This window comes from Streptomyces sp. AC550_RSS872, from assembly GCF_019049285.1.
Lineage (GTDB): Bacteria > Actinomycetota > Actinomycetes > Streptomycetales > Streptomycetaceae > Streptomyces.
Genome location: NZ_JAGMUL010000062.1, coordinates 1 through 22,503, shown reverse-complemented (window position 1 = coordinate 22,503; position 22,503 = coordinate 1). Strand labels below are relative to the sequence as shown.

The window sequence follows — 22,503 nt, the reverse complement described above, 5'->3', positions numbered from 1 at the left end:
CGGTGGTTGTCAGTGCCGCGGTCCACAATGGTCCGCGTCAGATACCGCAAACGCTCGAGCGACCAGAACCAGAGGAGCCGGCAGCGATGGCCCGCCGCAGCACGAAGAACCCGCCGCCCGACGACTCGTACGAGGAGAAGATCCTCGACATCGACGTCGTCGACGAGATGCAGGGCTCCTTCCTCGAGTACGCGTACTCGGTCATCTACTCCCGCGCCCTGCCGGACGCCCGCGACGGCCTCAAGCCGGTGCACCGCCGCATCGTCTATCAGATGAACGAGATGGGCCTGCGCCCCGACCGCGGCTATGTGAAGTGCGCCCGCGTCGTCGGTGAGGTCATGGGTAAGTTGCACCCGCACGGCGACGCGTCGATCTACGACGCGCTGGTGCGCATGGCCCAGCCCTTCTCGATGCGCGTCCCGCTGGTCGACGGCCACGGCAACTTCGGCTCGCTGGGCAACGACGACCCGCCGGCCGCCATGCGGTACACCGAGTGCCGGCAGGCGCAGGCGACGAGCCTGATGACCGAGTCGATCGACGAGGACACGGTCGACTTCACGCCCAACTACGACGGCCAGGAGCAGGAGCCGGTGGCCCTGCCCGCCGCCTTCCCGAACCTCCTGGTCAACGGCGCCTCCGGCATCGCGGTCGGCATGGCCACCAACATGCCGCCGCACAACCTCTCCGAGGTCATCGCGGCCGCCCGCCATCTGATCCGCTACCCGAACGCGGATCTGGACGCGCTGATGAAGCACGTCCCGGGCCCCGACCTGCCCACGGGCGGCAGGATCGTCGGCCTCTCCGGCATCCGGGACGCCTACGAGACGGGCCGCGGCACCTTCAAGATCCGCGCGACCGTGTCCGTGGAGACGGTGACCGCCCGCCGCAAGGGCATCGTCATCACCGAACTGCCCTTCGCGGTCGGTCCGGAGAAGGTGATCGCCAAGATCAAGGACCTGGTCGGCTCGAAGAAGCTCCAGGGCATCGCCGACGTCAAGGACCTCACCGACCGCGAGCACGGCCTGCGTCTGGTCATCGAGATCAAGAACGGCTTCGTGCCGGAGGCCGTCCTGGAGCAGCTGTACAAGCTGACGCCGATGGAGGAGTCCTTCGGCATCAACAATGTCGCGCTGGTCGACGGACAGCCCCTCACCCTGGGCCTCAAGGAGCTCCTGGAGGTCTACCTCGACCACCGCTTCGAGGTCGTGCGGCGGCGCAGCGAGTTCCGCCGCACCAAGCGTCGCGACCGGCTGCACCTGGTCGAGGGCCTGCTCACGGCGCTGGTGGACATCGACGAGGTCATCCGGCTGATCCGCTCCAGCGAGAACTCCGCGCAGGCGAAGGAGCGCCTGATGGAGCGCTTCTCGCTGAGCGAGGTCCAGACGCAGTACATCCTCGACACGCCGCTGCGCCGGCTCACCAAGTACGACCGCATCGAGCTGGAGGCGGAGAAGGACCGGCTCAACGAGGAGATCGCCGAGCTGACGCGGATCCTGGACTCGGACGCGGAGCTGCGCAAGCTGGTCTCCGCCGAACTGGCCTCGGTCGCCAAGAAGTTCGGCACCGAGCGCCGTACGGTCCTGCTGGAGTCGGCCGGTGCGCCGCTCCCCACGGCGTCGCTCCAGGTGGCGGACGACCCGTGCCGGGTGCTGCTGTCCTCGACGGGGCTGCTGGCCCGTACGGCGAACGGCGACCCGTTCGCGGAGGACGGCGAGGCCAAGCGCTCCAAGCACGACGTGATCGTCTCGGCGGTGTCGGCCACGGCCCGCGGTGAGGTGGGCGCGGTGACGTCCACGGGCCGGCTGCTGCGGATCAACGTCATCGATCTGCCGCAGCTGCCGGAGACGGCGACGAGACCGAACCTCTCGGGCGGGGCGCCGCTGTCGGAGTTCGTCTCTCTGGAGGGCGACGAGACCCTGGTCTGTCTGACCACGCTCGAGGAGTCGTCCCCGGGCCTGGCGATCGGTACCGAGCAGGGTGTCGTCAAGCGCGTGGTGCCCGACTACCCGTCCAACAAGGACGAGTTGGAGGTCATCACTCTGAAGGAGGGCGACCGCATCGTCGGCGCGGTCGAGCTGCGCACCGGTGAGGAGGACCTGGTCTTCATCACGGACGACGCGCAGCTGCTGCGCTACCAGGCCTCGCAGGTCCGCCCGCAGGGCCGCGCGGCCGGCGGTATGGCGGGCATCAAGCTGACGGAGGGCGCGAAGGTGATCTCCTTCACGGCGGTGGACCCTGCGGCCGACGCGGTGGTGTTCACGGTGGCGGGCTCGCGCGGCACGCTGGACGACTCGGTCCAGACGACGGCCAAGATGACCCCGTTCGACCAGTACCCCCGCAAGGGGCGCGCGACCGGCGGTGTGCGCTGCCAGCGGTTCCTGAAGGGCGAGGACTGTCTGTCCCTGGCCTGGGCGGGCGCCGTCCCGGCACGGGCCGCGCAGAAGAACGGCACCCCGGCCGACCTCCCGGACATCGACCCGCGCCGCGACGGCTCGGGCGTGTCACTGGGGAAGACGGTGTCGGTGGTGGCCGGTCCGTTCTAGATCTCCTGGGAGACGCCGTCCTCCGGGGAGGCGGAGGCCTCTTCCTCCGCCTCCCGTACGTACCGCAGCACGCCCCACATGCCATGTTCGTCGGCGTGTGGGGCGTCGCTCTTGCAGGCCTCCAGCTCCTTGCCGAGCGCGGAGGTGTCGATGCCGGAGCCGATGAGGACCAGCTGGGTGAGGCGCGCGTCGGCGGCGCTCCAGCGCTCCGGGTAGAAGCGCAGGAAGCGGCCGACGGCATGGACGACGTAGCGGTTGGCGGTGTCGTGCGGGCCGAAGTCGACATACCCCTTGATCCGATACAGCCCCTCCGGCCTGCTGTCCAGGAAGCCCATCAAGCGCCGTGGATCGAGGGGGACTTCGGAGACGAAGGACAGGCTGTCGTAGCCGGTGTGAAGGTGCCCGTGGTGGTCACCGCCGTCCGTGTCGTCACCGGAGTCGCCGGTGTGGTCGTGCAGGTCGTCGAAGGACAGTTGCCCGATGCGCTCCTCGCTGGGCCGGCAGTCGAAGAGGAACTCGGGGTCGATACGGCCGTAGGTGGCGGGGACGACGGCGGCGCGGTCGGTGAGCCCGCGGACCAGGTCGAGCACGTGCTCCCCGTCCGGAGCCCGGTCGAGCTTGTTGACCACGACGAGGTCCGCGAGGGCGAGGTGCCGGTCGATCTCGGGATGCTTGGCGCGGGTGTCGTCGAACTCGGCGGCGTCGACGACCTCGACCAGCCCGCCGTACACGATGCCGGGATGTTCACTGGCGAGCACCATGCGCATGAGCTCCTGGGGCTCGGCGAGCCCGCTGGCCTCGATGACGATGACGTCGATGCCGGTGGACGGACGGGCCAGCCGCTCCAGGTAGACGTCCAGCTCACTGGCGTCCACGGCACAGCACAGGCAGCCGTTCCCGAGGGAGAGGGTGGAGTCGCCGAGCGCTCCGGCGACCGCCATGGCGTCGATCTCGATGGCTCCGAAGTCGTTGACGATGGCGCCGATGCGGGTGCCTTGGCTGCGGTGGAGGAGGTGGTTGAGCAGCGTCGTCTTGCCGGAACCGAGAAATCCGGCTAGAACGACGACCGGGATCTGCTGCGGACCGGGGCTCGGCTGACTCAACGTGCGACCTCTCTCACGCCGACGGGTGCACCGGCTCGCGGGCCGGCGCACATACGAAGGTTGAATGCCGACCCAGGATACGAGCCGGAATAATCACCGCGAAGTGAACGATTGTTAGCAGCACTTGCCGGGCAGACGTTGGGCATGGCGCCGGAGTGTGCGACCCTCGCTTCCCTCCGTGCGCCTCCTCTCCGCCTCCCCGCCGATCAGAGCCGCTCGGCACTCTGGGAGACGGCAAGCGCCGCCCACCGCTCGCCGGTCCCCTCCAGTCGACCCGCACCCCGACGACCGGCGGACGGCCGCCTGATCGGGGGTAATTGACATGACCACACGGAAATACTCTGCGGGGAGGCTGGCCACCGCCGCACTGGCCCTCCTCGCCGCCGCCGCGGGCGCAGCGATGGCAGCGCGTCAACGACGGCTGGAGGAGGCACGACTGCACGAGAGGCGACTGGAACTCGAGGAGCTGGCGATCCGCCGCAAGGCCCTGGCACATCAGCAGCGCATGCAGTGGGAGCTGCTGGCCAGGGCGATCGACGATCCCTCCCTCGCCGCGGTGATCGACACCTACGACAAGAGCATCCCGGCGGAGAGGCGCCGCCAGTTCTTCTACGCCAACGCCTGGTACGTCCATCTGTTCCACCTCTACCGGGCGGGAATCCTGGACCGGGAGGAGCTGTACCGGCATCTGCGGGAGTTCTTCCAGAGCCCGGTCTTCCGTGAATACTGGGAAGCGTCACAGCACATGCGCGCCTCCCTGAACGAGACATCCGAAGAAGCCCAGCTGGGGCACATGGTTGACGGTCTCGTCAGGGACCTCGACGAAGCCGACACGGACGAGTGGTGGGTCGTCGGCGATCCGCCCACCGACTGACTGGGTGACATTTTCGCCATCCAGCCACGGCGGAAACAGAAACACCAGTAACGTTCTCCCGTCTACAATGCCCAGCCCTCGTAAGGACCCGTACCTTTGAAGATCGTGCGCCGCATCGGTGTGCCTCCAAGCGCCCGTGGCAGTAACTCAGGAGCTACCTGCCCGGACGTGTTCGAACTCAGCGACGGCAACTTCGCCGTCATCGGCACCGAGGCCACCGAGGCGCTTGACCCGGAACTGCCCGCCGATGCCGCCCGCGCCGACTACGAGCGCATCGTCATCGTCAGCCGGGAGACTCTCATCCGCGCCAAGGCAGACATCCCCGACGCCTGAGACCACCGCACGAGCACGCGTCCACCCCAGACTCGTACCGTCGACGATCCCCGGCCGCGCGCAACCGTTGAGCGAGCCGGGCAACCGACCCGGCGAGCAGCCGGCACCCCGTCACTGCTCGATCCCCACCCGATGAGGCCTGGCGCCAGAACGGCACCAGGCCACACGTATGCCAGGGCCGGTGTCAGGCAGCCGTCGGCACCCTCACCGGCGCCCCGGGCCCGACATACCGCGCCACCGGCCTGATGATCTTCGAGTCCTGTGCCTGCTCCAGGATGTTGGCGCTCCATCCGACGACCCGCGCCGCGGCGAACGTCGGTGTGAACATCTCGCGTGGCAGACCGCACAGTTCCATGACCACACCCGCGTAGAACTCGACGTTCGTGTGCAGCGCGCGGCCGGGTTTCAGTTCGGCGAGGATCGCCTCGACGCGGCGTTCGACCTCCACGGCGAACTCGACGCGCGGGCCGCCGAAGCCCTGGGCGATCTCGCGGAGCATCCGGGACCGGGGGTCCTCGGTGCGGTAGACCGGGTGGCCGAAGCCCATGATGCGGTCGCCGGCGAGGACGCGTTCACGGATCCAGGAGTCGATGCGGTCGGGGGTGCCGATCTCGTCCAGGGTGTCCAGCGCCCGGCTGGGTGCGCCTCCGTGCAAAGGCCCCGACAGCGCGCCCACGGCACCGACAAGACAGGCCGCGATGTCCGCTCCCGTGGAGGTGATGACCCTGGCCGTGAAGGTTGAGGCATTGAATCCATGGTCAATGGTTGAGATCAAGTATTGCTCGACGGCCCGGGTCCGCCGGGGCTCCGGCTCCGCTCCCGTCAACATGTACAGATAGTTGGCCGCGTACGACAGGTCCTCGCGCGGCTCGACGGGATCGAGTCCCGCGCCCAGCCGGTGCAGCGCGGTGAGCAGAGTCGGTACGGCCCCGGCCGCGACGAGGGTGTCCCGGCGGCGCGCGTCGGCGCCGATGTCGTACACCGGCCGGAAGCCCTGGGCCGCGCCGAGCAGGGACAGTGCGGTGCGCAGACCGGCCAACGGTCCGGACCCTCCGCTCGCCGCCGCGATGGCGGGGAGCGCGGCCCACACCCGGTCCGGCAGCCGCCGCAGCGCGGCGGTCTCGGCGGCGAAGGCGGCGGAGCGCTCCGCGTCCGGCAGTTCACCGTGGACCAGGAGATGCCAGACGTCCTCGAAGGGGCGGGTCTGCGCGAGTTCCACGGCAGAGTACTGACGGTAGTGGTAGAAGCCCTCGAGCCCTCGGACGTCGCCCACCTCGGTGTCGGTGACGACGACACCCGCCAGCCCACGTGGCACCTCGACGAGCGCGGTTGTTGACCTATTGACGGACATGATTCCTCCCTGGACTTGATTCGACTGTCCATGCTTGACTGATCGCCTGTCAATATTGATGCAATCAACATATAAATCAACGCTCGAAATCAATGTCCGATTTCCTGGATACGGTGACCCCATGCGCGATCAAGAGCCCGGCCCCGGCCCAGCAGGGCGGCGGCTGACCACCCAGGAAGCCGCCGAACTGCTCGGTGTGAAGCCCGAGACCGTGTACGCGTACGTGAGCCGCGGACACCTCAGCAGCCGCCGCGCGCCCGGCGGCCGGGGCAGCACCTTCGACGCCGAGGAGGTGGAGACGCTCGCCCGGCGCAACAGGCGGGAGAGCGCCCCCGGTTCAGGGCCGGCAGGAGAGCTGTCCGTCCGGACCCGGCTCACGTCGATCGACACGGACCGCTACTACTTCCGGGGCGTGGACGCGACCGAGCTGGCCGCCCGGCACTCCTACGAAGAGGTCGCCGAGTGGCTGTGGACGGGTGAGTTGCGCCCCGGAGTCACCTTCACCGCCCCCGAGGTCTCCGTCACCGCCGCGCGTCGCGCCGTCGACGCCCTGTCCGAACACGTCGGCCCCACCGACCGGTTGCGGGTAGCGACGATCGCCGCCGCGACAGCTGACCCGCTGCGCTTCGACCTGTCCGAGGAGGCCGTGCTCGGCACCGCGCGCGTCCTCATCCCGACCCTCGTCGCCTCCCTCAGGCCCGCGCCGTACACCCGTGGCGACGAGGGCTCCATCGCTCAGCGCCTGTGGCGACAACTGAGCGGACGGCCCGCCGACAAGGCCACGCTGCGCGTTCTGGACACCGCCCTGGCCCTCCTCGTCGATCACGACCTGGCCGCCTCGACCCTCGCCGTACGGGTCGCCGCGTCCGCCCGTGCCCATGCCTACGCCGCCGTCTCCGCCGGACTGGGCGTGATCGAGGGCCCCCTGCACGGGGCGGCGAGCGGCCTCGCCCACAAGCTGATCATGGAGGTGCTCGACCGGGGCGACGCGGGCCCCGTCATCGCCGAGGAGCTGCGGGCCGGCCGAAGCATTCCGGGGCTCGGTCACCGGCTCTACCCCGGCGAGGACCCACGCGCGCGTGTCCTGTTCGGCCTCCTGGAGGAGATCCCCCACTCGGCACCCGCCCTCGCCGCGGCCCGCGACATCGCGGCCACGGCGGCCCGCCACACCCCGCTGCACGCGAACGTCGACCTGGCCCTGGGCGTGTTCACGGCGTCCTCCGGCATGTCCTACACAGCGGGCGAGACGATCTTCGCCGTGGCCCGCACGGCGGGCTGGATCGCCCATGCCCTCGAGGAGTACGGCGAGCGACCGCTGCGGATGCGGCCGAGCGGGCACTACACGGGTCCGAAGCCGCCTCAGCCGCTACCTGAGTAGGACAGGCGCAGGACAGGGCCTCGGCCATCCCCGGACCAGACCCCTCGACCAGCCACCGCCACCCAAGTCAGGTTAGGCTCACCTCTGTGAGTACGTGCTCAACCGTCTCGCAGGACCTCGACGAGCCCATCGCGGGGACCGCGGCGACCGCGACGACCTGGCTGCTGGTGGAGCAGCCCGGCCCGTGGGGTGCCAAGGCACTCACGCAGAGCCACCTGGACCCGGTGCTGGGCCGAGCCCTGGAGGCGGCCACGAAGGGCACCGGCGTACGCGTCGCGCTGATCCGCCGCCCCGGCCGGCACGCCGACTGCGGCACCGCCGCCGAGCGGCAGGTCTACGCGGCCCACACCGTGCCCGGGAACGTATGGCTGCACGCGGCCACGATCAGCGACCCCGAGCAGCTGCTGGAGCTGGATTTCGCCGCCCTCGGCAGGGGTGACCACCACACCTTCGACTCGGCACTCCAGGGGCGCCGCCACACAGGCGGTCCCCTCGCGCTCGTCTGCACCAACGGCAAGCGGGACCGCTGCTGCGCACTCCTCGGCCGCCCCCTCGCGGCCGAGCTCGCCGCCTCCGGCGTGGAGGGCGTCTGGGAGGTCACCCATCTGGGTGGCCACCGGTTCTCACCGACGCTGCTCGTGCTGCCGTACGGCTACGCGTACGGCCGGGCGCAGGCCCACGCGGTCAAGGCGGTCCTGCACGGCGTCCAGGAGGGCCGGATCGTCGTCGAGGGATGCCGTGGGAACTCGGCCTGGGAGCGGCCCGCCCAGGCGGCCGAGCTGGCCGTACGCAGGGCCACCGGCGAGGACGCCGCGGAGGCGCTGACTGTCGTACGGACGGACGGCGCTGCCCCTCGCTGGGAAGTGACGGTCGCCCACTGCGACGGACGCCACTGGCGGGTCGGCGTGGCACAGGGCGTCTCCCTGCCGCCGCGCCCCGAGAGCTGTGGGTCGGTGCTCGGCTCGCCCGCGCGGATGGACGTGGTGACGGTGCGAGAGCTCACGATGACGACGGCACTCGCAAGTTGATCAGATGCACCGGATCCGTCACAGGGACCGGTCGCCTGGACGGTTGCATAGACGGTTGCATGGACCGGCTGTCCGGCATTGATCCGGACATTGATCATCTCCCTCGACATTGATCAAGAGATCCACGCCACACCCCTCTACGGGACATCCCGCCGGTCCACGTACCGTCATGGGTATGAGCCCCACTCCCCCCGCACGTCGCCTGCGCCTCGGTCTGCCCCGGCGGATGTTCGCGCAGGTGCTGCTGATGCAGGTGGCCATCGCCGCGGGAGTCGCGGTGCTCGCGACCGGGCTGTTCCTCGCTCCGCTCAGCGACCAGCTGGACGACCAGGCGATGCGCCGCGCACTGTCGATCGCGCAGACCACCGCGGCCCAGCCGCAGATCGCCGAGGATCTCGCGCGCACTCCGGCGACGGTCGGCGGGCCGGTCCAGCGGAAGGCGGAACGTATCCGTGAGGCCACCAAGGCCGAGTACATCGTGGTGATGGACCGGCGCGGGGTCCGCTGGTCCCATCCCACCCCGGGCGAGGTCGGCCGGACGGTCTCCACCGACCCGGGCCAGGCCCTCTCCGGCCATGAGGTCATGCAGATCGACAACGGCACCCTCGGCCGCAGCGCGCGTGGCAAGGTGCCGCTGCGCGACAGTGACGGGAAGATCATCGGCGCGGTCTCGGTCGGCATCGCCTACGACAGCGTGCGGGCCAGGCTGCTGCACACGATCCCCGAGCTGTTCGCGTACGCGGGCGGCGCCCTGGCGGTCGGCGCGCTGGCCGCCTGGCTGATCTCGCGCCGGGTCCAGCGACAGACCCGTGACCTGGCCTTCTCCGATATCTCGGCGCTGCTCGCGGAGCGCGAGGCGATGCTGCACGGCATCCGGGAGGGCGTCGTCGCCCTGGACCGCACGGGCCGTGTCCGCCTCCTCAACGACGAGGCGGCCCGGCTCCTCGGCATTGGTGACGAGGCCGTCGGCCGGTCCCTCGACGAGGCGCTCGGCGAGGGCCGTACCACCGACGTGCTGGCCGGCCGGGTCACCGGCACCGACCTGCTCACCGTCCGCGGTCAGCGTGTCCTGGTCGCCAACCGCATGCCCACCGACGACGGCGGCGCCGTGGCCACCCTGCGCGACCGCACCGAGCTGGAGCAGCTCGGCCGGGAACTCGACTCGACGCGGGGCCTGATCGACGCCCTGCGCGCCCAGGACCACGAGCACGCCAACCGCATGCACACACTGCTCGGGCTGCTGGAGCTGGAGATGTACGACGACGCCGTGGAGTTCGTCGGCGAGGTGGTCGGCGATCACCGGGACACCGCGGAACAGGTCGCCGAGAAGATCCAGGACCCGCTGCTCGCCGCCCTGCTGGTCGGCAAGGCGACGGTGGCCGCCGAGCGCGGCGTCGCGCTGCGCCTCGCGGACCGCACCGGGCTCCCGGACCGGCTGATCGACCCCAGGGGCCTCGTCACCATCGTCGGCAACCTGGTGGACAACGCCCTCGACGCCGTCGCGGGCACCGCGCACGCGCGCGTGGAGGTCGAACTGCGTGCCGAGGGGCGCACCGCGATCCTCAGGGTGCGCGACACCGGCCCGGGAATCCCCGCGGAGCAGCGCGAGTTGATCTTCACCGAGGGCTGGTCCACCAAGAAGCCGCCGGCGCACCGTGAGCGTGGCATAGGGCTCTCCCTGGTGCGCAGGCTCGCCGAACGGCAGGGTGGGAGCGCGGCGGTGGGCGAGGCGGCCGGCGGAGGCGCCGAGTTCACGGTCGTCCTGCCCGAGGCACTGGCCGAGCCGGGCCTGGAACCCGCCCTCACCGTGCCGTCAGATGCGCGGACCGCCGCCGCCGAGGAGGAGTCGCGATGATCGAGGTCCTGGTCGTGGACGACGACACGCGAGTCGCGCGCGTCAACTGCGCCTACGTCGAGAAGGTGCCGGGCTTCCATGTGGCCGGCGAGGCCCACAACGCGGCCGAGGCACTGCGCCAGGTGGAGGCGCTGCCCCGCGTGGATCTGGTCCTGATGGACCACTACCTGCCCGACGAGACGGGTCTGTCGGTCGTCCAGGAGATGCGCCGGCGCGGCCACCAGACCGACGTGATCATGGTGACGGCGGCCCGGGACGTGTCGACGGTGCAGGCGGCGATGCGGCATGGCGCGCTCCAGTACCTGGTCAAGCCGTTCGCCTTCGCGGGGCTGCGGGCCAAGCTGGAGGCGTACGCGGAGCTGCGCCGCACCCTGGACAGCGGCGGCGAGGCGGAGCAGGCCGAGGTGGACCGGATCTTCGGCGCGCTGTCCGCGTCCTCGGAGCCCGATCTGCCCAAGGGCCACTCCCCCACCACCGCGGAACTCGTGCGCCGCTCCCTGATGAACGCCGAAGGGCCGCTGTCTGCCCAGGAGATCGCCGAGCGCACGGGGGTCAGCCGCCAGACCGCCCAGCGCTATCTCAAGCTCCTGGAACGCACGGGACGGGCCCGGCTCACCCTCAAGTACGGGGACGCGGGCCGCCCGGAACACCGTTACGTGTGGGCGACCCGCGCCTGAGGCACGGTCCGTGGGGGCGGGGGAAGGGAACCGTGCCCTCCCTTTGATACGGACGCAGGGCACCGAACTATCAGCCGACGGCCCGACAGCGCACAGTGGCCTCGGCCATACGGCGTCCGGAGCGGTCGTACGACACCGAAGGCGCTCTTGTGCCGCCCTAGACCGCCCCCGCACCTGTCAGCGACCGCACCTCGGTCTCCGCGTGCTTGGCCGCGTCCGGGATCTCGGCCGAGGTGACGGTGCCGAGCCAGCCCGCGACGAAGCCCAGTGGGATGGAGACGAGGCCCGGGTTCTGGAGGGGGAAGCACTGGAAGTCGACGCCGGGGGCGAGTGATTCGGGGCTGCCCGACACCACCGGCGACAGCAGCACCAGCACCACGGCCGGAACAAGGCCTCCGTACACGGCCCATACGGCGCCCCGCGTGGTGAAGTCGCGCCAGAACAGCGAGTAGAGCAGCACCGGCAGATTTGCGGACGCGGCGACGGCGAAGGCGAGTCCCACGAGGAAGGCGACGTTGAGGTCGCGGGCCAGCAGTCCGAGGGCGATCGCGACGACGCCGATGCCGACCGCGGCGACGCGCGCCACGGCCACCTCCCTGCGGGGCCGGGCGCGTCGGCGCCGTAGCGAGGCATACAGATCGTGGGCCACTGAGGCCGAGGAGGAGAGCGTGATTCCGGCGACCACGGCGAGGATCGTGGCGAAGGCGACGGCGGCCACCACGGCGAAGAGAACCGTTCCTCCGGTGGAGTCCGCGCCACCGCCCAGGTCGAGGGCGAGCAGCGGAACGGCCGTGTTCCCGGCCGCGTTCGACCCACGTACGGCCTCGGGTCCGACGATCGCGGCGGCGCCGAACCCCAGCACGATTGTCATCAGGTAGAACCCGCCGATGAGTCCGATCGCCCAGACCACCGAGCGCCGTGCCGCGCGGGCGGTGGGGACGGTGTAGAAGCGGGACAGGATGTGCGGCAGCCCGGCGGTGCCCAGGACCAGCGCGAGCCCCAGGCTGATGAAATCGAACCGGGACGTCCAGTCGGCGCCGTACTTCAGCCCGGGCGCGAGGAACGCCTCACCGTGACCGCTGCGCTCGGCCGCCGTGAGCAGCAGCCGGTCGAAGTCGCCGTGGAAGCGCACCAGGACGAGCACCGTCAACGCGACGGTGCCGCCGAGCAGCAGGACCGACTTGACGATCTGGATCCAGGTGGTGGCCCGTATCCCTCCCCACGACACATAGATCACCATGAGCACGCCGACGCCGATGACGGTCCAGGCCCGCGCCGCCTCGCTCCTGCCCCCGAGCAGCAGCGCGACCAGGGTGCCCGCGCCCACCATCTGCGCCACCAGATACAGAACGGACACGGTGACCGAGGAAGTTCCCAGCGCGATCCGCACGGGGCGCTCTCGCATCCGTGCGGCGACGACGTCGGCGAGCGTGAACCGCCCGCAGTTGCGTACCAGTTCGGCGACGAGGAACAGCACCACCAGCCAGGCGACCAGGAAGCCCACCGAGTACAGCATCCCGTCGTAGCCGAAGAGGGCGATGAGGCCGGAGATGCCGAGGAAGGAGGCGGCCGACATGTAGTCGCCCGCGATGGCAAAACCATTCTCCATGGGTGTGAAGAGTCGACCGCCCGCGTAGAACTCCTCCGCCGAGCCTTGCCGGTCGCGGCTCACCCACGTCGTGATCGCCAGCGTGACCGCGACGAACACGCTGAACAGAAGCAGCGCCGACGTCTGATGGTCGTCCGTCACGAGGCACCGCCTCTGGTGACGCGCGTCAACTCCTGGGTGCTCCACCTGAGTTCGAGCGCGGTCCGGTCCCGGCGCAGGCGCGCGTGGCGGGTGTATGCCCAGGTGAGCAGGAAGGTGGTGAGGAACTGGCCGAGCCCCGCAACCATCGCCACGTTCACGGCACCCGCCACGGGCCGGGCCATCAGCCCCGGCGCGGTCGTGGCGGCCACGATGTACGCCAAGTACCAGGAAAGGAACCCCACGACCGCCGGCACCACGAACCTCCGGTACCGGCTGCGCACCTCCTGAAAGGCCGCACTGCGCTGCACCTCGAGGTACACGTCACCCGCGCGGGGCGGAGCGGCGTCGGGAGCGTCGGTGACGTCGGCCTCCCCCCATCCGGAGGCGAGGGCGTCGTACCAGGGATCGTCTGAGTACATGCCCAAGCATGGACAGAACGGAAAGATCCCCGACCGGACTTCTCTCAGGGCTTCACCCCATCAGGTGACGCTCCCCAGCCGCCAACGGCGAATGCTCCCCACAGGGGCCACCCGCACCCGACGACGAAGGCCGTACGGGCGGTGCGGGTGGGTACCCAGAACAGGCGCGAAGGCGAGGCCGAGGCCGAGGCCGAAAAGACACGGCCCAAGCCCAGGGCAGCGGCTACGCGTCGATTCGCGACCGATCCAACGTCGCCGCCGAGCTGGAGATGAACTCCTTGCGCGGCGCCACGTCGTTCCCCATCAGCAGGTCGAAGACCCGCTCGGCGGCCTCCAGGTCGGTGAGGCTGATCCGGCGCAGGGTCCGGTGCCGCGGGTCCATCGTCGTCTCGGCCAGCTGGTCGGCGTCCATCTCGCCGAGGCCCTTGTAGCGCTGGATGGAGTCCTTGTAGCGGACACCCTTGCTCTGGAACTCCATGAGCTTGTCGCGCAGTTCACGGTCCGAGTACGTGTAGATGTACTTGTCCTGCCCCTTCTTGGGCTGGATCAGCTCGATACGGTGCAGCGGCGGGACCGCGGCGAACACCCGGCCGGCCTCGATCATCGGCCTCATGTAGCGCTGGAACAGCGTCAGCAGCAGCGTACGGATGTGGGAGCCGTCCACATCGGCGTCGGTCATCATGATGATCTTGCCGTAGCGCGCCGCGTCGATGTCGAAGGTCCGGCCGGAGCCCGCTCCTATGACCTGGATGATCGCGCCGCACTCGGCGTTCTTGAGCATGTCGGTCACGGACGACTTCTGGACGTTGAGGATCTTGCCGCGGATCGGCAGCAGCGCCTGGAACTCGGAGTTCCGGGCGAGCTTGGCGGTGCCGAGCGCGGAGTCTCCCTCGACGATGAACAGCTCGCTGCGGTCGACGTCGTCGCTGCGGCAGTCGGCCAGCTTGGCGGGCAGCGACGAGGACTCCAGGGCCGTCTTGCGGCGCTGGGCGTCCTTGTGCTGGCGGGCCGCGATGCGCGTACGGGCGGCCGCGACGGCCTTCTCCATGACGACCCTGGCCTGGGCCGCGGCGTCCCTCTTCGTGGACGTCAGGAACGCCTTGAGTTCCCGGGAGATCACGGTGTTCACGATGCGACGGGCCGCCGAGGTGCCCAGGACCTCCTTGGTCTGGCCCTCGAACTGCGGCTCGGCGAGGCGGACCGTGACGACCGCGGTGAGACCCTCCAGGGCGTCGTCCTTGACGATGTCGTCCTCGGCGACGCGCAGCAGCTTCTTGGCGCGCAGCACCTCGTTCATCGTGCTGGTCACGGCCGTCTCGAAACCCGCGACATGGGTGCCGCCCTTGGGGGTGGCGATGATGTTCACGAACGACTTCAGAGTCGTGTCGTACCCCGTGCCCCATCGCATCGCGACATCGACGTCGAGTTCACGGGTGACCTGGGTGGGCGTCATCTGACCGTGCTCGTCCAGGACCGGGACGGTCTCCTTGAAGGTGCCCTGGCCGCCGAAGCGGAGGACGTCGCAGACCGGCTTGTCGGTGGCCAGGTACTCGCAGAACTCGCTGATGCCGCCGTCGAAGCGGAAGGACTCCTCACCCTTGCTGCCGCCCTCGCCGAGGCCGAACTCGTCGCGGACGACGATGGTCAGGCCGGGCACCAGGAACGCGGTCTGGCGGGCGCGCTGGTGGAGGTTCTCCAGGGAGAGCTTGGCGTCCTTGAGGAAGATCTGGCGGTCGGCCCAGTACCGCACGCGCGTGCCGTTGCGGGTCTTGGGGATCTTCTTCCCCTTGCGCAGGCCGCTCTTGGCCTCGAACTTGGCGTTCGCACCGTCGGCGGCGAAGGCTCCGGGCACGCCCCGCCGGAAGCTGATGGCGTGGGTGTGGCCGCCGCGGTCCACCTCGACGTCCAGCCGCGCGGACAGGGCGTTCACCACGGAGGCGCCCACGCCGTGCAGACCGCCGGAGGCGGCGTACGAACCGCCGCCGAACTTGCCGCCGGCGTGCAGCTTGGTCATGACGACCTCGACGCCGGACAGACCGGTCTTGGGCTCGACGTCGACCGGGATGCCCCGGCCGTTGTCCCGGACCTCCACGGACCCGTCGTCGTGGAGGATCACCTCGATGTGGTCGCAGTACCCGCCGAGAGCCTCGTCGACGGAGTTGTCGATGATCTCCCACAGGCAGTGCATCAGACCGCGGCTGTCGGTGGACCCGATGTACATGCCCGGGCGCTTGCGTACGGCCTCGAGCCCCTCGAGGACGAGCAGGTGCCGCGCGGTGTAGTTGGAACCGTCCCGGTCTGCTCCTGCCAGCAGCGCTGTGGACGGCACGGACGTCTCGGCGGTCACGCGGTTCGCTCCTCGCTGAATTTCAGGTGGCGCCCTGTTGGGTAGGGGCGCGGCTTCGGTCGCCGTCAAGAGGGTACCGAGGCCTGGTAGAGCCGTTGTAACGCCACCCTCGTGCGAAACACAGAGTAGTCCAGGATCGCATACATGTTCGATCCCTCGATGGGGTGAAGTACATATCACGTTCCCTTCCAGGCATGAACCATTTAGGCTCCGGGCACGTCCTCATGAACAAACCGGCAAGCCAGCCGGAAGGACCGACCTTGACCGACAGCGCGAAACCGTAAGCAAGACACCGACGCAATACGGCACATTCGCCGCCAAGCCGGCAGCAGCCGGCCGCCCCCGAAAAAATTTCTCTCTGGGTGAAGCCACGAGCGGGAACGTTTTGGGGCTGGTTGGATGTTGACCCTGGTACGACAGCTCGTCGAGCTAGAGAAGAGGCGACGTGACTACTGTTCTGACCCCCGCGAGCCCGCTGACGGCCGCTGACCGCTGCGACCGTTGCGGCGCCCAGGCGTACGTGCGCGTCGTCCTGCTCAGCGGCGGAGAGCTGCTCTTCTGCGCCCACCACGGTCGCAAGTTCGAGCCGGAACTCAAGAAGATCGCCGCTGAGATACAGGACGAGACGGAGCGGCTGACGTCCGTTCCCGTTTCGGCGTCCGAAGAAGAGCGCTGACACCTCGCATTAACGACGAGCCAGCTTCCGGCACAGGCCGGTCGACGGGCGGCCGCCCCTGAGAGCAGGGGCGGCCGCCCGCGCTCATATCCCGCGCGGCCTTCAGCCTCCGTCAGCCGTCGGCACGGTGCCGCGCACCGCGGCCCGCCACCCCATGGTCCGCAGGACCTCGGACACCCGCGTGTAGACGCCGGGATTGCCCGCGCGACCGCAGCCGGTGCCCCAGGACACGAGCCCGATCAGTCGCCCCCGAGCGACCAGGGGACCTCCGCTGTCCCCCTGACAGGCGTCCCGGCCTCCCTCCTGTTCCCCGGCACAGACCATGCTGGCCGGCATGTACCTGCCTTCACCACTGCCCGGATACGCCTGCCTGCACAGGGCGTCGGGCAGTACGTGCACGCGTGCCGCCCGCAGGCTGCGTGGGTAGTCGCCGGCCCCCGTGACGTCCCCCCAGCCATAGACCAGGGCGGGAGTCCCGGGCAGATAGGCGGGATCGCCGGCACGCGCCATCCCGATGACCGCGCTCGCGGGAAGTTGCTGTGCGAGGGAGAGCACAGCGAAGTCCCCCGCGTTGGTCACGCCGTCATAGGCCGGGTTTACCCAGCTGCCGCGGACCCGGATCTCCTGGCCCCGGCCGGACAGCAGATCCGTACGGCCCGTGATGACACTGAGGTCGCGCACCTGTTGCGGTGCCGCCCCGAGGACCTCCTTGCTCAGGCAGTGAGCGGCGGTGAGCACCGTGGACCGGCTGATCGCCACACCGACGCAGAACTGACCGGCCCGCGTACCCCCGAACCGGTCACGGCTGGCCAGCGCCACGGTCCACGGACTGTCGGACACATCGACCGGGAACCCGCCGACGACGACGCTGTCGGCCGCCGCCGGGGCGGCCGACGCCAACGGTATGGCAGTTGCCGCTGCCGCCAGGACCAGCGGCCGGGCCAGGGCCCGGATAGAAGGACGACGCATGCACGCTCCTCACTCTGGAGTGGTCATGGGACACCCAGAGTGATTCAGCCCGCCGCACCCCGCACCCGCGCGACAGCGCGAAGGCCCGGTCCCCACTCGGGAGACCGGGCCCTGGGTGTCGAATGCGTGCGACCTGGTCGAGGCAGTGCGCTCAGGGGCACGTCACCGCCGGTGCGAGGCCGGCTCAGCGGCCCCGCCGGCCTTGTCCGGCACCGGATCCGGCGCCTTGCCGGGCCAGAGGGTGGTCACCACCGGCCAGATCAGGCTGTACACGAGGACCTTGGTGAGCGGGTTGAGCCAGACCAGCAGCGGGGCACCCTCGTCCAGGCCACCGACCAGCACCACCAGGCCGAAGATCATGCCGACGCTGATCGCGTAGGCGGCAGGAACCTGAACCAGGACTTCCACGCGTCCACCACGGCCGCGCGGCCGTAGAGATTGGGGGGCGGCGCAGGGGCATCGCCGCCGAAGCGGTGCGCGAACTTCGCGTCGGCCCAGCGCACGGTGCGGTGGCCGTACACCACGGTGATGCCGAGGTAGGCCGCTGACAGGCCGTGCCAGACAGTCGGCTCCGCGCCGTCCCGGACGCTGAGGACGGTGGCGGTCAGGAACACGACGTCGATCAGCGGGACGCAGAGCAGCAGTGCACCGCCCAGGAGCCGCCAGCCGGCGGCGTAGCGCGCCGCCAGGCCGCCGACGAGGAAGACCCAGAACAGCACGTCACAAGCGAGAATCAGATAGAGAATGACAAGCCCCCTTGTGCGAAAGTTCGAACGTCATTGTCCTGGGCGGTTCCCGTCCGATATCCGGTTTTTTCGGCCAGCCCTGCCGACCCGGTTCAGGATGCTGCTTCCGGGGTGAGCAGCCCATGAGCGGAAGCACCGCCGTGGTGAGGGACTTGAGCGAGTACGCCGAGACGTGGACCGCGGTCGCTACGTCCTCCCACGGCGTCGACAGGAAGTTGCCGCCGAGGGCGGACAGTAGGGCGTACCCGATCGAGTGCAAGGCCCCGTTCCAGGCCGTCCACGTGCTCCCCCACCCGGTCGGCGAGCGTGGCGAGCCGGGCGGTGCCGGTGACGTCCAGCTCGATCACCGGGGGCGATTCGGGCAGGCGTTGCGCGATGCGCCGCACCAGGCTGGACCTGCCGTGCGCGTCCTATTTGCGCAGGTGGATCCGTGCCGACGGGCCCCCGAGGTCAAGGGGTTCCACTTCGCGCTGACCCAGTCCACGGGCTTCGACACCGGACACGAACCGGAGATCGTCTTCGTCTCCCCGTACCTGGAGACGAGTCCCGGCCGGCCCATGCGTCCGGTATCCCGGAGCACCGACACACCAAAGCGCCCCTGACCTGCAAAGCAGCAGGTCAGGGGCGCCGGATTGGATCTGGCTCAGTCCAGGTAGTCGCGCAGCACCTGGGACCGCGACGGGTGACGCAGCTTCGACATGGTCTTGGACTCGATCTGGCGGATGCGCTCGCGCGTCACGCCGTACACCTTGCCGATCTCGTCGAGGGTCTTCGGCTGACCGTCGGTGAGACCGAAGCGCATCGAGACGACGCCCGCCTCGCGCTCGGACAGGGTGTCGAGGACCGAGTGCAGCTGCTCCTGCAAAAGCGTGAAGCTGACCGCGTCGGCCGGGACGACGGCCTCGGAGTCCTCGATGAGGTCACCGAACTCGCTGTCGCCGTCCTCGCCCAGCGGGGTGTGCAGCGAGATGGGCTCGCGGCCGTACTTCTGGACCTCGATGACCTTCTCGGGGGTCATGTCGAGTTCCTTGGCCAGCTCCTCCGGGGTGGGCTCGCGGCCCAGGTCCTGGAGCATCTGGCGCTGGACGCGCGCGAGCTTGTTGATGACCTCGACCATGTGCACCGGGATACGGATGGTGCGGGCCTGGTCGGCCATCGCGCGGGTGATCGCCTGACGGATCCACCAGGTGGCGTACGTGGAGAACTTGTAGCCCTTGGTGTAGTCGAACTTCTCGACCGCGCGGATCAGACCGAGGTTGCCCTCCTGGATGAGGTCCAGGAAGAGCATGCCGCGGCCGGTGTAGCGCTTGGCCAGGGAGACCACCAGACGGAGGTTGGCCTCCAGCAGGTGGTTCTTGGCGCGGCGGCCGTCCTCGGCGATGATCTCCAGCTCGCGCTTGAGCTTGGGGGCGAGCTTGTCGGCGTTGGCCAGCTTGTCCTCGGCGAACAGGCCGGCCTCGATGCGCTTGGCGAGCTCGACCTCCTGCTCGGCGTTGAGCAGCGGGACCTTGCCGATCTGCTTGAGGTAGTCCTTGACCGGGTCGGCGGTGGCGCCGGCCGCCGCGACCTGCTGCGCGGGGGCGTCGTCCTCGTCCTCGTCGGAGAGCACGAAGCCGGCGTTCTCGGTGCCCTCGGGCTCCTCGCCGCCCTTGGGAGCGTCCTCGATCACCTCGTCCTCGAGGATCTCGGCGTCGTCCTTCTTGGCGGTGGTCTTCTTGGCCGCCGTCTTCTTGGCGACGGTCTTCTTCGCGGCCGCCTTCTTGGCGGTCGTCGTCTTCTTGGCAGCGGCCTTCTTGGCGGGGGCGTCGTCCTCGACGGCGGAGTCGGCGACGGGCGCCGCGGGCGTGGCGGTGGCGGTGGCCTTCTTGGTGGTCACCGTCTTCGCCGCGACCGTCTTGGTGGCGGTGCGCTTGGCCGGACTCTTCGCTGCGACGCTCTTTCGTGTGCGCTTGGGCTCCGCGGCACTGACCATCAGCGTCACACCCTCTTCCTCGAGGATCTGGTTGAGGCTGCGCAGTACGTTCTTCCACTGAGTGGCCGGAATCTGGTCAGCTTCGAAGGCCCGACGCACATCGTCGCCGGCGATCTGCCCCTCAGCCTTTCCCCGCTCAATCAGAGCCATGACAGAGACGGACTCGGCGATCTCCGGCGGGAGCGTACGGGATGTGCTGGCCGACACGAACAACCTCTCGGAACGTTGAAAAACGGCTTCCGGCCCCGTCCACGGCGGACAGGAGCCGACCACCGGCCGGGGGATCGGGCCGACGGTGCGGGCGGGGGCCGGGAAGATGCACAGCGCCTTGAGCGGCGTCCGTATTCCCTCCTCGGCTGTCACCTCTTAGGTCATCGCGCTGTTTCCCCGAGCGTTACGCCCAATCTGCGTGGCCCGAGTCACATCCCGTAACCGATCAAAAGCAGGCAGACGCGGACAGAACAGGTCGCCCGCGGCTTGGACCAAGCACTGTACGGCCTTTTCCACCGCCTCGTCGCACCGTCGGACCCGCAGGATCCGTGCTGGATCCTGCGGGTCCGACGGGAGAGGGCGCTCAGACCGGGAGATGCCACAGGAGGGGGAGGCAGTCCCGGCCACGCCCCCGGAGGCGCGGTCAGTGCTCGCGGGGGGCGGGCACCACGCGCTCGACCTCAGGATGGACGGTGAGCAGTTGACGCATGGCAGCCTCGGCGGCCGCGCCGTCGCCGGCGGCGAGGGCGTCGACGATCCTGCTGTGCTGCGCCAGCGACGTGTCGTTCGGCCGGTCACAGCCGGTCACAGGGCCGCCGGAGACCTGGAGGGCGGCCGAGACGATCCCCGACAGGTGCTCCAGCATGCGGTTGCCGGCGACCTGGATGAGCAGCGAGTGGAACTCGGCGTCGGCGCGGGAGAACGTGAGAACGTCGCCCTGGCCCATCGCGTGGCTCATGATCTCGACCATGTCGCCGAGCCGCTGCTGGACGTCGTCGCGCCCGTGCCCGGCGGCGAGGCGGGCGGCCAGCGGCTCGATCGTCCAGCGCAGCTCACTCAGCTCCCGGCGCTGGTCATCGCGCTGCGGGCCGAAGGCCCGCCACTCGATGATGTCCGGGTCGAGGAGGTTCCAGTCGCTGACGGGACGCACGCGCGTGCCGACGTTCGGACGGGCGCTGACCAGGCCCTTGGCCTCCAGGACACGGAGCGACTCGCGGACGACGGTGCGGGAGACCTCGAAGCGCTGGCCGATCTCCTCGGGGACGAGCGGGCGGTCGGCGCCCAGGTCGCCCGAGACGATCATCTGGCCCAGCTGCTGGACGAGTTGGCCGTGCAGCCCGCGTCCGCGGCTGCCCGCGGCGCGGCGGCCCACACGGCCCAGTTCCGGCTCCCCGCCGTCCCAGGCAGGGGCTCCGACGCGGTCGGCGACGGTGGCCTCGGCGTAGGGGTAGCGGTCGAGATCGCCCGGGCCGGCGAGACCGGAGTCGGCGGCGCGGGCGGCGGTCATCATGGTGTGCGCAAGGGTACTCACGGATCCTTTGTCGGCGCCCTCCTCAACTCCCTTGAGGTCTTTGGTGAAAAGCACACGAAAGGGTGATCGCTCACCCCGTCGCAATTGACGCCTTATCGGAAAGAAATGGGCTTTCCCCGGGGAGTTGTGCGCACGACGGGACCGGGAGCGGCAGGGACGGCCGTCATCTGACCCGGCTCCGCAGGGTCGTGAGGACAAAGGCGCAGAGCAGGGCGGTGAGCGACAACGTCAGGGCGCCGCCGACGGGTTGGGCTACCACGCGCGCGGCGGCCTCCAGATAGCGCTCGCCCCCGAACGGCCACTGCGACAGCAACAGCTCCCGCAGCCGCAGCGGAAACCCGGCCGCCGTTCGCACAGACGGTCCTTCGAAGGCCTTCTGTACGAGTGGTACGACGACGACGGGTACGGCGACCACCGCCGCGAGCCCGGCCGCGGTGGACCGGAACAGCCCCGCGGCGAGCACGCCGGCCCAGGCACAGCCGACCACGAGCCCGATCCAACTCGCGCTCATCGCAAGCCAGTCGGCGGGAACTTCCGCGAGCTCCGGTCCGTAGACGAGATAGAGCACTTCGGTGTCGCAGCCCACGGTGAGGACGGCCAGCACCAGCGCGGTGGCGGAGGCGACGAGGAGTTTCGCGGCCAGCAGCCCCAGCCGTCGAGGGACGGTGCCGCGATCCGCGGCCAGGGCGGGGTGGCGGAACTCGTCGCCGAACGCGACCGCACCGAGCAGCCCGGCACCGATCGCCGCGGGCGGCAGCGGCAGCTGCTGCGGCCACGCCGCCATCAGCCGGTGCTGCGGCGTGTGCCCGACGCGTGCCAGCAGTACCGCGGTGAGGGCGGACAGCACGAGCACGGCGGCACCGGTGGCGAAGCTCGTGCCGACACCGACGGCGCGACGGAGCTCGTAGCGGAGGGGGCGGAGGGGGCTGGGGGCGGGGCGGACGGAGATAGGGGGCGGGA

Annotated in this window: 19 protein-coding genes and 2 pseudogenes; 9 read left to right on the top strand and 12 right to left on the bottom strand. The window is 69.9% G+C overall.

Annotated elements, in window-relative coordinates; all coding sequences use genetic code 11:
- Positions 1-86: 86 nt before the first annotated feature.
- On the top strand, positions 87-2,543 hold the full coding sequence (locus tag KUM44_RS25240; protein WP_217211377.1) for a DNA topoisomerase (ATP-hydrolyzing) subunit A: 2,457 nt from the start codon (positions 87-89) through the stop codon (positions 2,541-2,543).
- On the opposite strand, the gene KUM44_RS25235 is transcribed toward KUM44_RS25240, so the two are convergent.
- Entirely contained in the window at positions 2,540-3,646 is a 1,107-nt protein-coding gene (locus KUM44_RS25235; protein ID WP_217211376.1) for a GTP-binding protein, read from the bottom strand. The two genes, KUM44_RS25240 and KUM44_RS25235, sit on opposite strands and share 4 nt — an antisense overlap.
- A gap of 322 nt (positions 3,647-3,968) precedes the next feature.
- Between KUM44_RS25235 and KUM44_RS25230 the strand changes: the two genes are divergently transcribed.
- Positions 3,969-4,520 (top strand): DUF6082 family protein, encoded by a 552-nt coding sequence (locus tag KUM44_RS25230; RefSeq protein WP_217211375.1) that lies wholly within the window; start codon positions 3,969-3,971, stop codon positions 4,518-4,520.
- A gap of 96 nt (positions 4,521-4,616) precedes the next feature.
- Positions 4,617-4,853, top strand: coding sequence for a hypothetical protein (locus tag KUM44_RS25225; RefSeq protein WP_107119957.1), 237 nt, complete (start codon positions 4,617-4,619; stop codon positions 4,851-4,853).
- Between the two features lie 184 nt (positions 4,854-5,037).
- Here KUM44_RS25225 and KUM44_RS25220 read toward each other — a convergent pair whose 3' ends face one another.
- A complete protein-coding gene (locus KUM44_RS25220; protein WP_217211374.1) occupies positions 5,038-6,204 on the bottom strand; it encodes a citrate synthase/methylcitrate synthase in 1,167 nt (388 codons plus the stop codon).
- 121 nt (positions 6,205-6,325) lie between these two features.
- Here KUM44_RS25220 and KUM44_RS25215 point away from each other — a divergent pair, with 121 nt between their 5' ends.
- The 4 genes from KUM44_RS25215 to KUM44_RS25200 all read left to right on the top strand — a co-directional run bounded on the left by KUM44_RS25215 (position 6,326) and on the right by KUM44_RS25200 (position 11,142).
- On the top strand, positions 6,326-7,582 hold the full coding sequence (locus KUM44_RS25215; RefSeq protein ID WP_217211373.1) for a citrate synthase: 1,257 nt from the start codon (positions 6,326-6,328) through the stop codon (positions 7,580-7,582).
- An 86-nt stretch (positions 7,583-7,668) separates the two neighbouring features.
- On the top strand, positions 7,669-8,610 hold the full coding sequence (locus KUM44_RS25210) for a sucrase ferredoxin (protein WP_217211371.1): 942 nt from the start codon (positions 7,669-7,671) through the stop codon (positions 8,608-8,610).
- A gap of 175 nt (positions 8,611-8,785) precedes the next feature.
- The gene (locus KUM44_RS25205) at positions 8,786-10,465 is read left to right on the top strand and encodes a sensor histidine kinase (RefSeq protein WP_217211369.1); all 1,680 of its coding nucleotides are present in this window, start codon (positions 8,786-8,788) and stop codon (positions 10,463-10,465) included.
- The gene (locus tag KUM44_RS25200; RefSeq protein ID WP_217211367.1) at positions 10,462-11,142 is read left to right on the top strand and encodes a response regulator; all 681 of its coding nucleotides are present in this window, start codon (positions 10,462-10,464) and stop codon (positions 11,140-11,142) included. Before KUM44_RS25205 ends, KUM44_RS25200 begins: the two co-directional genes overlap by 4 nt.
- A gap of 157 nt (positions 11,143-11,299) precedes the next feature.
- Here KUM44_RS25200 and KUM44_RS25195 read toward each other — a convergent pair whose 3' ends face one another.
- The 3 genes from KUM44_RS25195 to KUM44_RS25185 all read right to left on the bottom strand — a co-directional run bounded on the left by KUM44_RS25195 (position 11,300) and on the right by KUM44_RS25185 (position 15,658).
- Positions 11,300-12,892, bottom strand: a complete 1,593-nt coding sequence (locus tag KUM44_RS25195) for a cation acetate symporter (RefSeq protein ID WP_217211366.1) — start codon at positions 12,890-12,892, stop codon at positions 11,300-11,302.
- On the bottom strand, positions 12,889-13,311 hold the full coding sequence (locus KUM44_RS25190; RefSeq protein WP_217211363.1) for a DUF485 domain-containing protein: 423 nt from the start codon (positions 13,309-13,311) through the stop codon (positions 12,889-12,891). Before KUM44_RS25190 ends, KUM44_RS25195 begins: the two co-directional genes overlap by 4 nt.
- Before the next feature lie 223 nt (positions 13,312-13,534).
- On the bottom strand, positions 13,535-15,658 hold the full coding sequence (locus KUM44_RS25185; protein WP_217211361.1) for a type IIA DNA topoisomerase subunit B: 2,124 nt from the start codon (positions 15,656-15,658) through the stop codon (positions 13,535-13,537).
- 445 nt (positions 15,659-16,103) lie between these two features.
- Between KUM44_RS25185 and KUM44_RS25180 the strand changes: the two genes are divergently transcribed.
- Positions 16,104-16,334, top strand: coding sequence for a hypothetical protein (locus tag KUM44_RS25180; protein WP_217211359.1), 231 nt, complete (start codon positions 16,104-16,106; stop codon positions 16,332-16,334).
- A gap of 102 nt (positions 16,335-16,436) precedes the next feature.
- On the opposite strand, the gene KUM44_RS25175 is transcribed toward KUM44_RS25180, so the two are convergent.
- The 4 genes and pseudogenes from KUM44_RS25175 to KUM44_RS45665 all read right to left on the bottom strand — a co-directional run.
- On the bottom strand, positions 16,437-17,303 hold the full coding sequence (locus KUM44_RS25175) for a serine protease (RefSeq protein ID WP_217211357.1): 867 nt from the start codon (positions 17,301-17,303) through the stop codon (positions 16,437-16,439).
- Between the two features lie 162 nt (positions 17,304-17,465).
- Complete coding sequence (locus KUM44_RS25170; RefSeq protein ID WP_217211356.1) at positions 17,466-17,663, bottom strand: hypothetical protein; 198 nt, start codon at positions 17,661-17,663, stop codon at positions 17,466-17,468.
- Entirely contained in the window at positions 17,660-18,022 is a 363-nt protein-coding gene (locus KUM44_RS25165) for a hypothetical protein (RefSeq protein WP_217211355.1), read from the bottom strand. Before KUM44_RS25165 ends, KUM44_RS25170 begins: the two co-directional genes overlap by 4 nt.
- Positions 18,023-18,170: 148 nt before the next feature.
- Positions 18,171-18,456 (bottom strand): annotated as a pseudogene (locus KUM44_RS45665) (SDR family oxidoreductase); the annotation flags it as partial.
- Between KUM44_RS45665 and KUM44_RS25155 the strand changes: the two are divergent.
- Positions 18,451-18,651 (top strand): hypothetical protein, encoded by a 201-nt coding sequence (locus KUM44_RS25155; RefSeq protein WP_217211354.1) that lies wholly within the window; start codon positions 18,451-18,453, stop codon positions 18,649-18,651. The pseudogene KUM44_RS45665 and the gene KUM44_RS25155 sit on opposite strands and share 6 nt — an antisense overlap.
- A 41-nt stretch (positions 18,652-18,692) precedes the next feature.
- On the opposite strand, the gene KUM44_RS25150 is transcribed toward KUM44_RS25155, so the two are convergent.
- From KUM44_RS25150 to KUM44_RS25140, 3 genes and pseudogenes are all read right to left on the bottom strand, one after another.
- Positions 18,693-20,228: an RNA polymerase sigma factor gene (locus KUM44_RS25150; protein WP_217211353.1), complete on the bottom strand. Its 1,536-nt coding sequence runs from the start codon at positions 20,226-20,228 to the stop codon at positions 18,693-18,695.
- A gap of 427 nt (positions 20,229-20,655) precedes the next feature.
- A complete protein-coding gene (locus KUM44_RS25145) occupies positions 20,656-21,543 on the bottom strand; it encodes a FadR/GntR family transcriptional regulator (protein ID WP_217211352.1) in 888 nt (295 codons plus the stop codon).
- A gap of 163 nt (positions 21,544-21,706) precedes the next feature.
- A pseudogene (locus KUM44_RS25140) lies at positions 21,707-22,503 on the bottom strand (ABC transporter ATP-binding protein); the annotation flags it as partial.

Coding starts and splice junctions, on each gene's coding strand:
- KUM44_RS25200 (WP_217211367.1), top strand. CDS start 10,462: ATGATCGAGGTCCTGGTCGTGGACGACGACACGCGAGTCGCGCGCGTC.
- KUM44_RS25205 (WP_217211369.1), top strand. CDS start 8,786: ATGAGCCCCACTCCCCCCGCACGTCGCCTGCGCCTCGGTCTGCCCCGG.
- KUM44_RS25170 (WP_217211356.1), bottom strand. CDS start 17,663: ATGATCTTCGGCCTGGTGGTGCTGGTCGGTGGCCTGGACGAGGGTGCC.
- KUM44_RS25190 (WP_217211363.1), bottom strand. CDS start 13,311: ATGTACTCAGACGATCCCTGGTACGACGCCCTCGCCTCCGGATGGGGG.
- KUM44_RS25230 (WP_217211375.1), top strand. CDS start 3,969: ATGACCACACGGAAATACTCTGCGGGGAGGCTGGCCACCGCCGCACTG.
- KUM44_RS25175 (WP_217211357.1), bottom strand. CDS start 17,303: ATGCGTCGTCCTTCTATCCGGGCCCTGGCCCGGCCGCTGGTCCTGGCG.
- KUM44_RS25220 (WP_217211374.1), bottom strand. CDS start 6,204: ATGTCCGTCAATAGGTCAACAACCGCGCTCGTCGAGGTGCCACGTGGG.
- KUM44_RS25215 (WP_217211373.1), top strand. CDS start 6,326: ATGCGCGATCAAGAGCCCGGCCCCGGCCCAGCAGGGCGGCGGCTGACC.
- KUM44_RS25240 (WP_217211377.1), top strand. CDS start 87: ATGGCCCGCCGCAGCACGAAGAACCCGCCGCCCGACGACTCGTACGAG.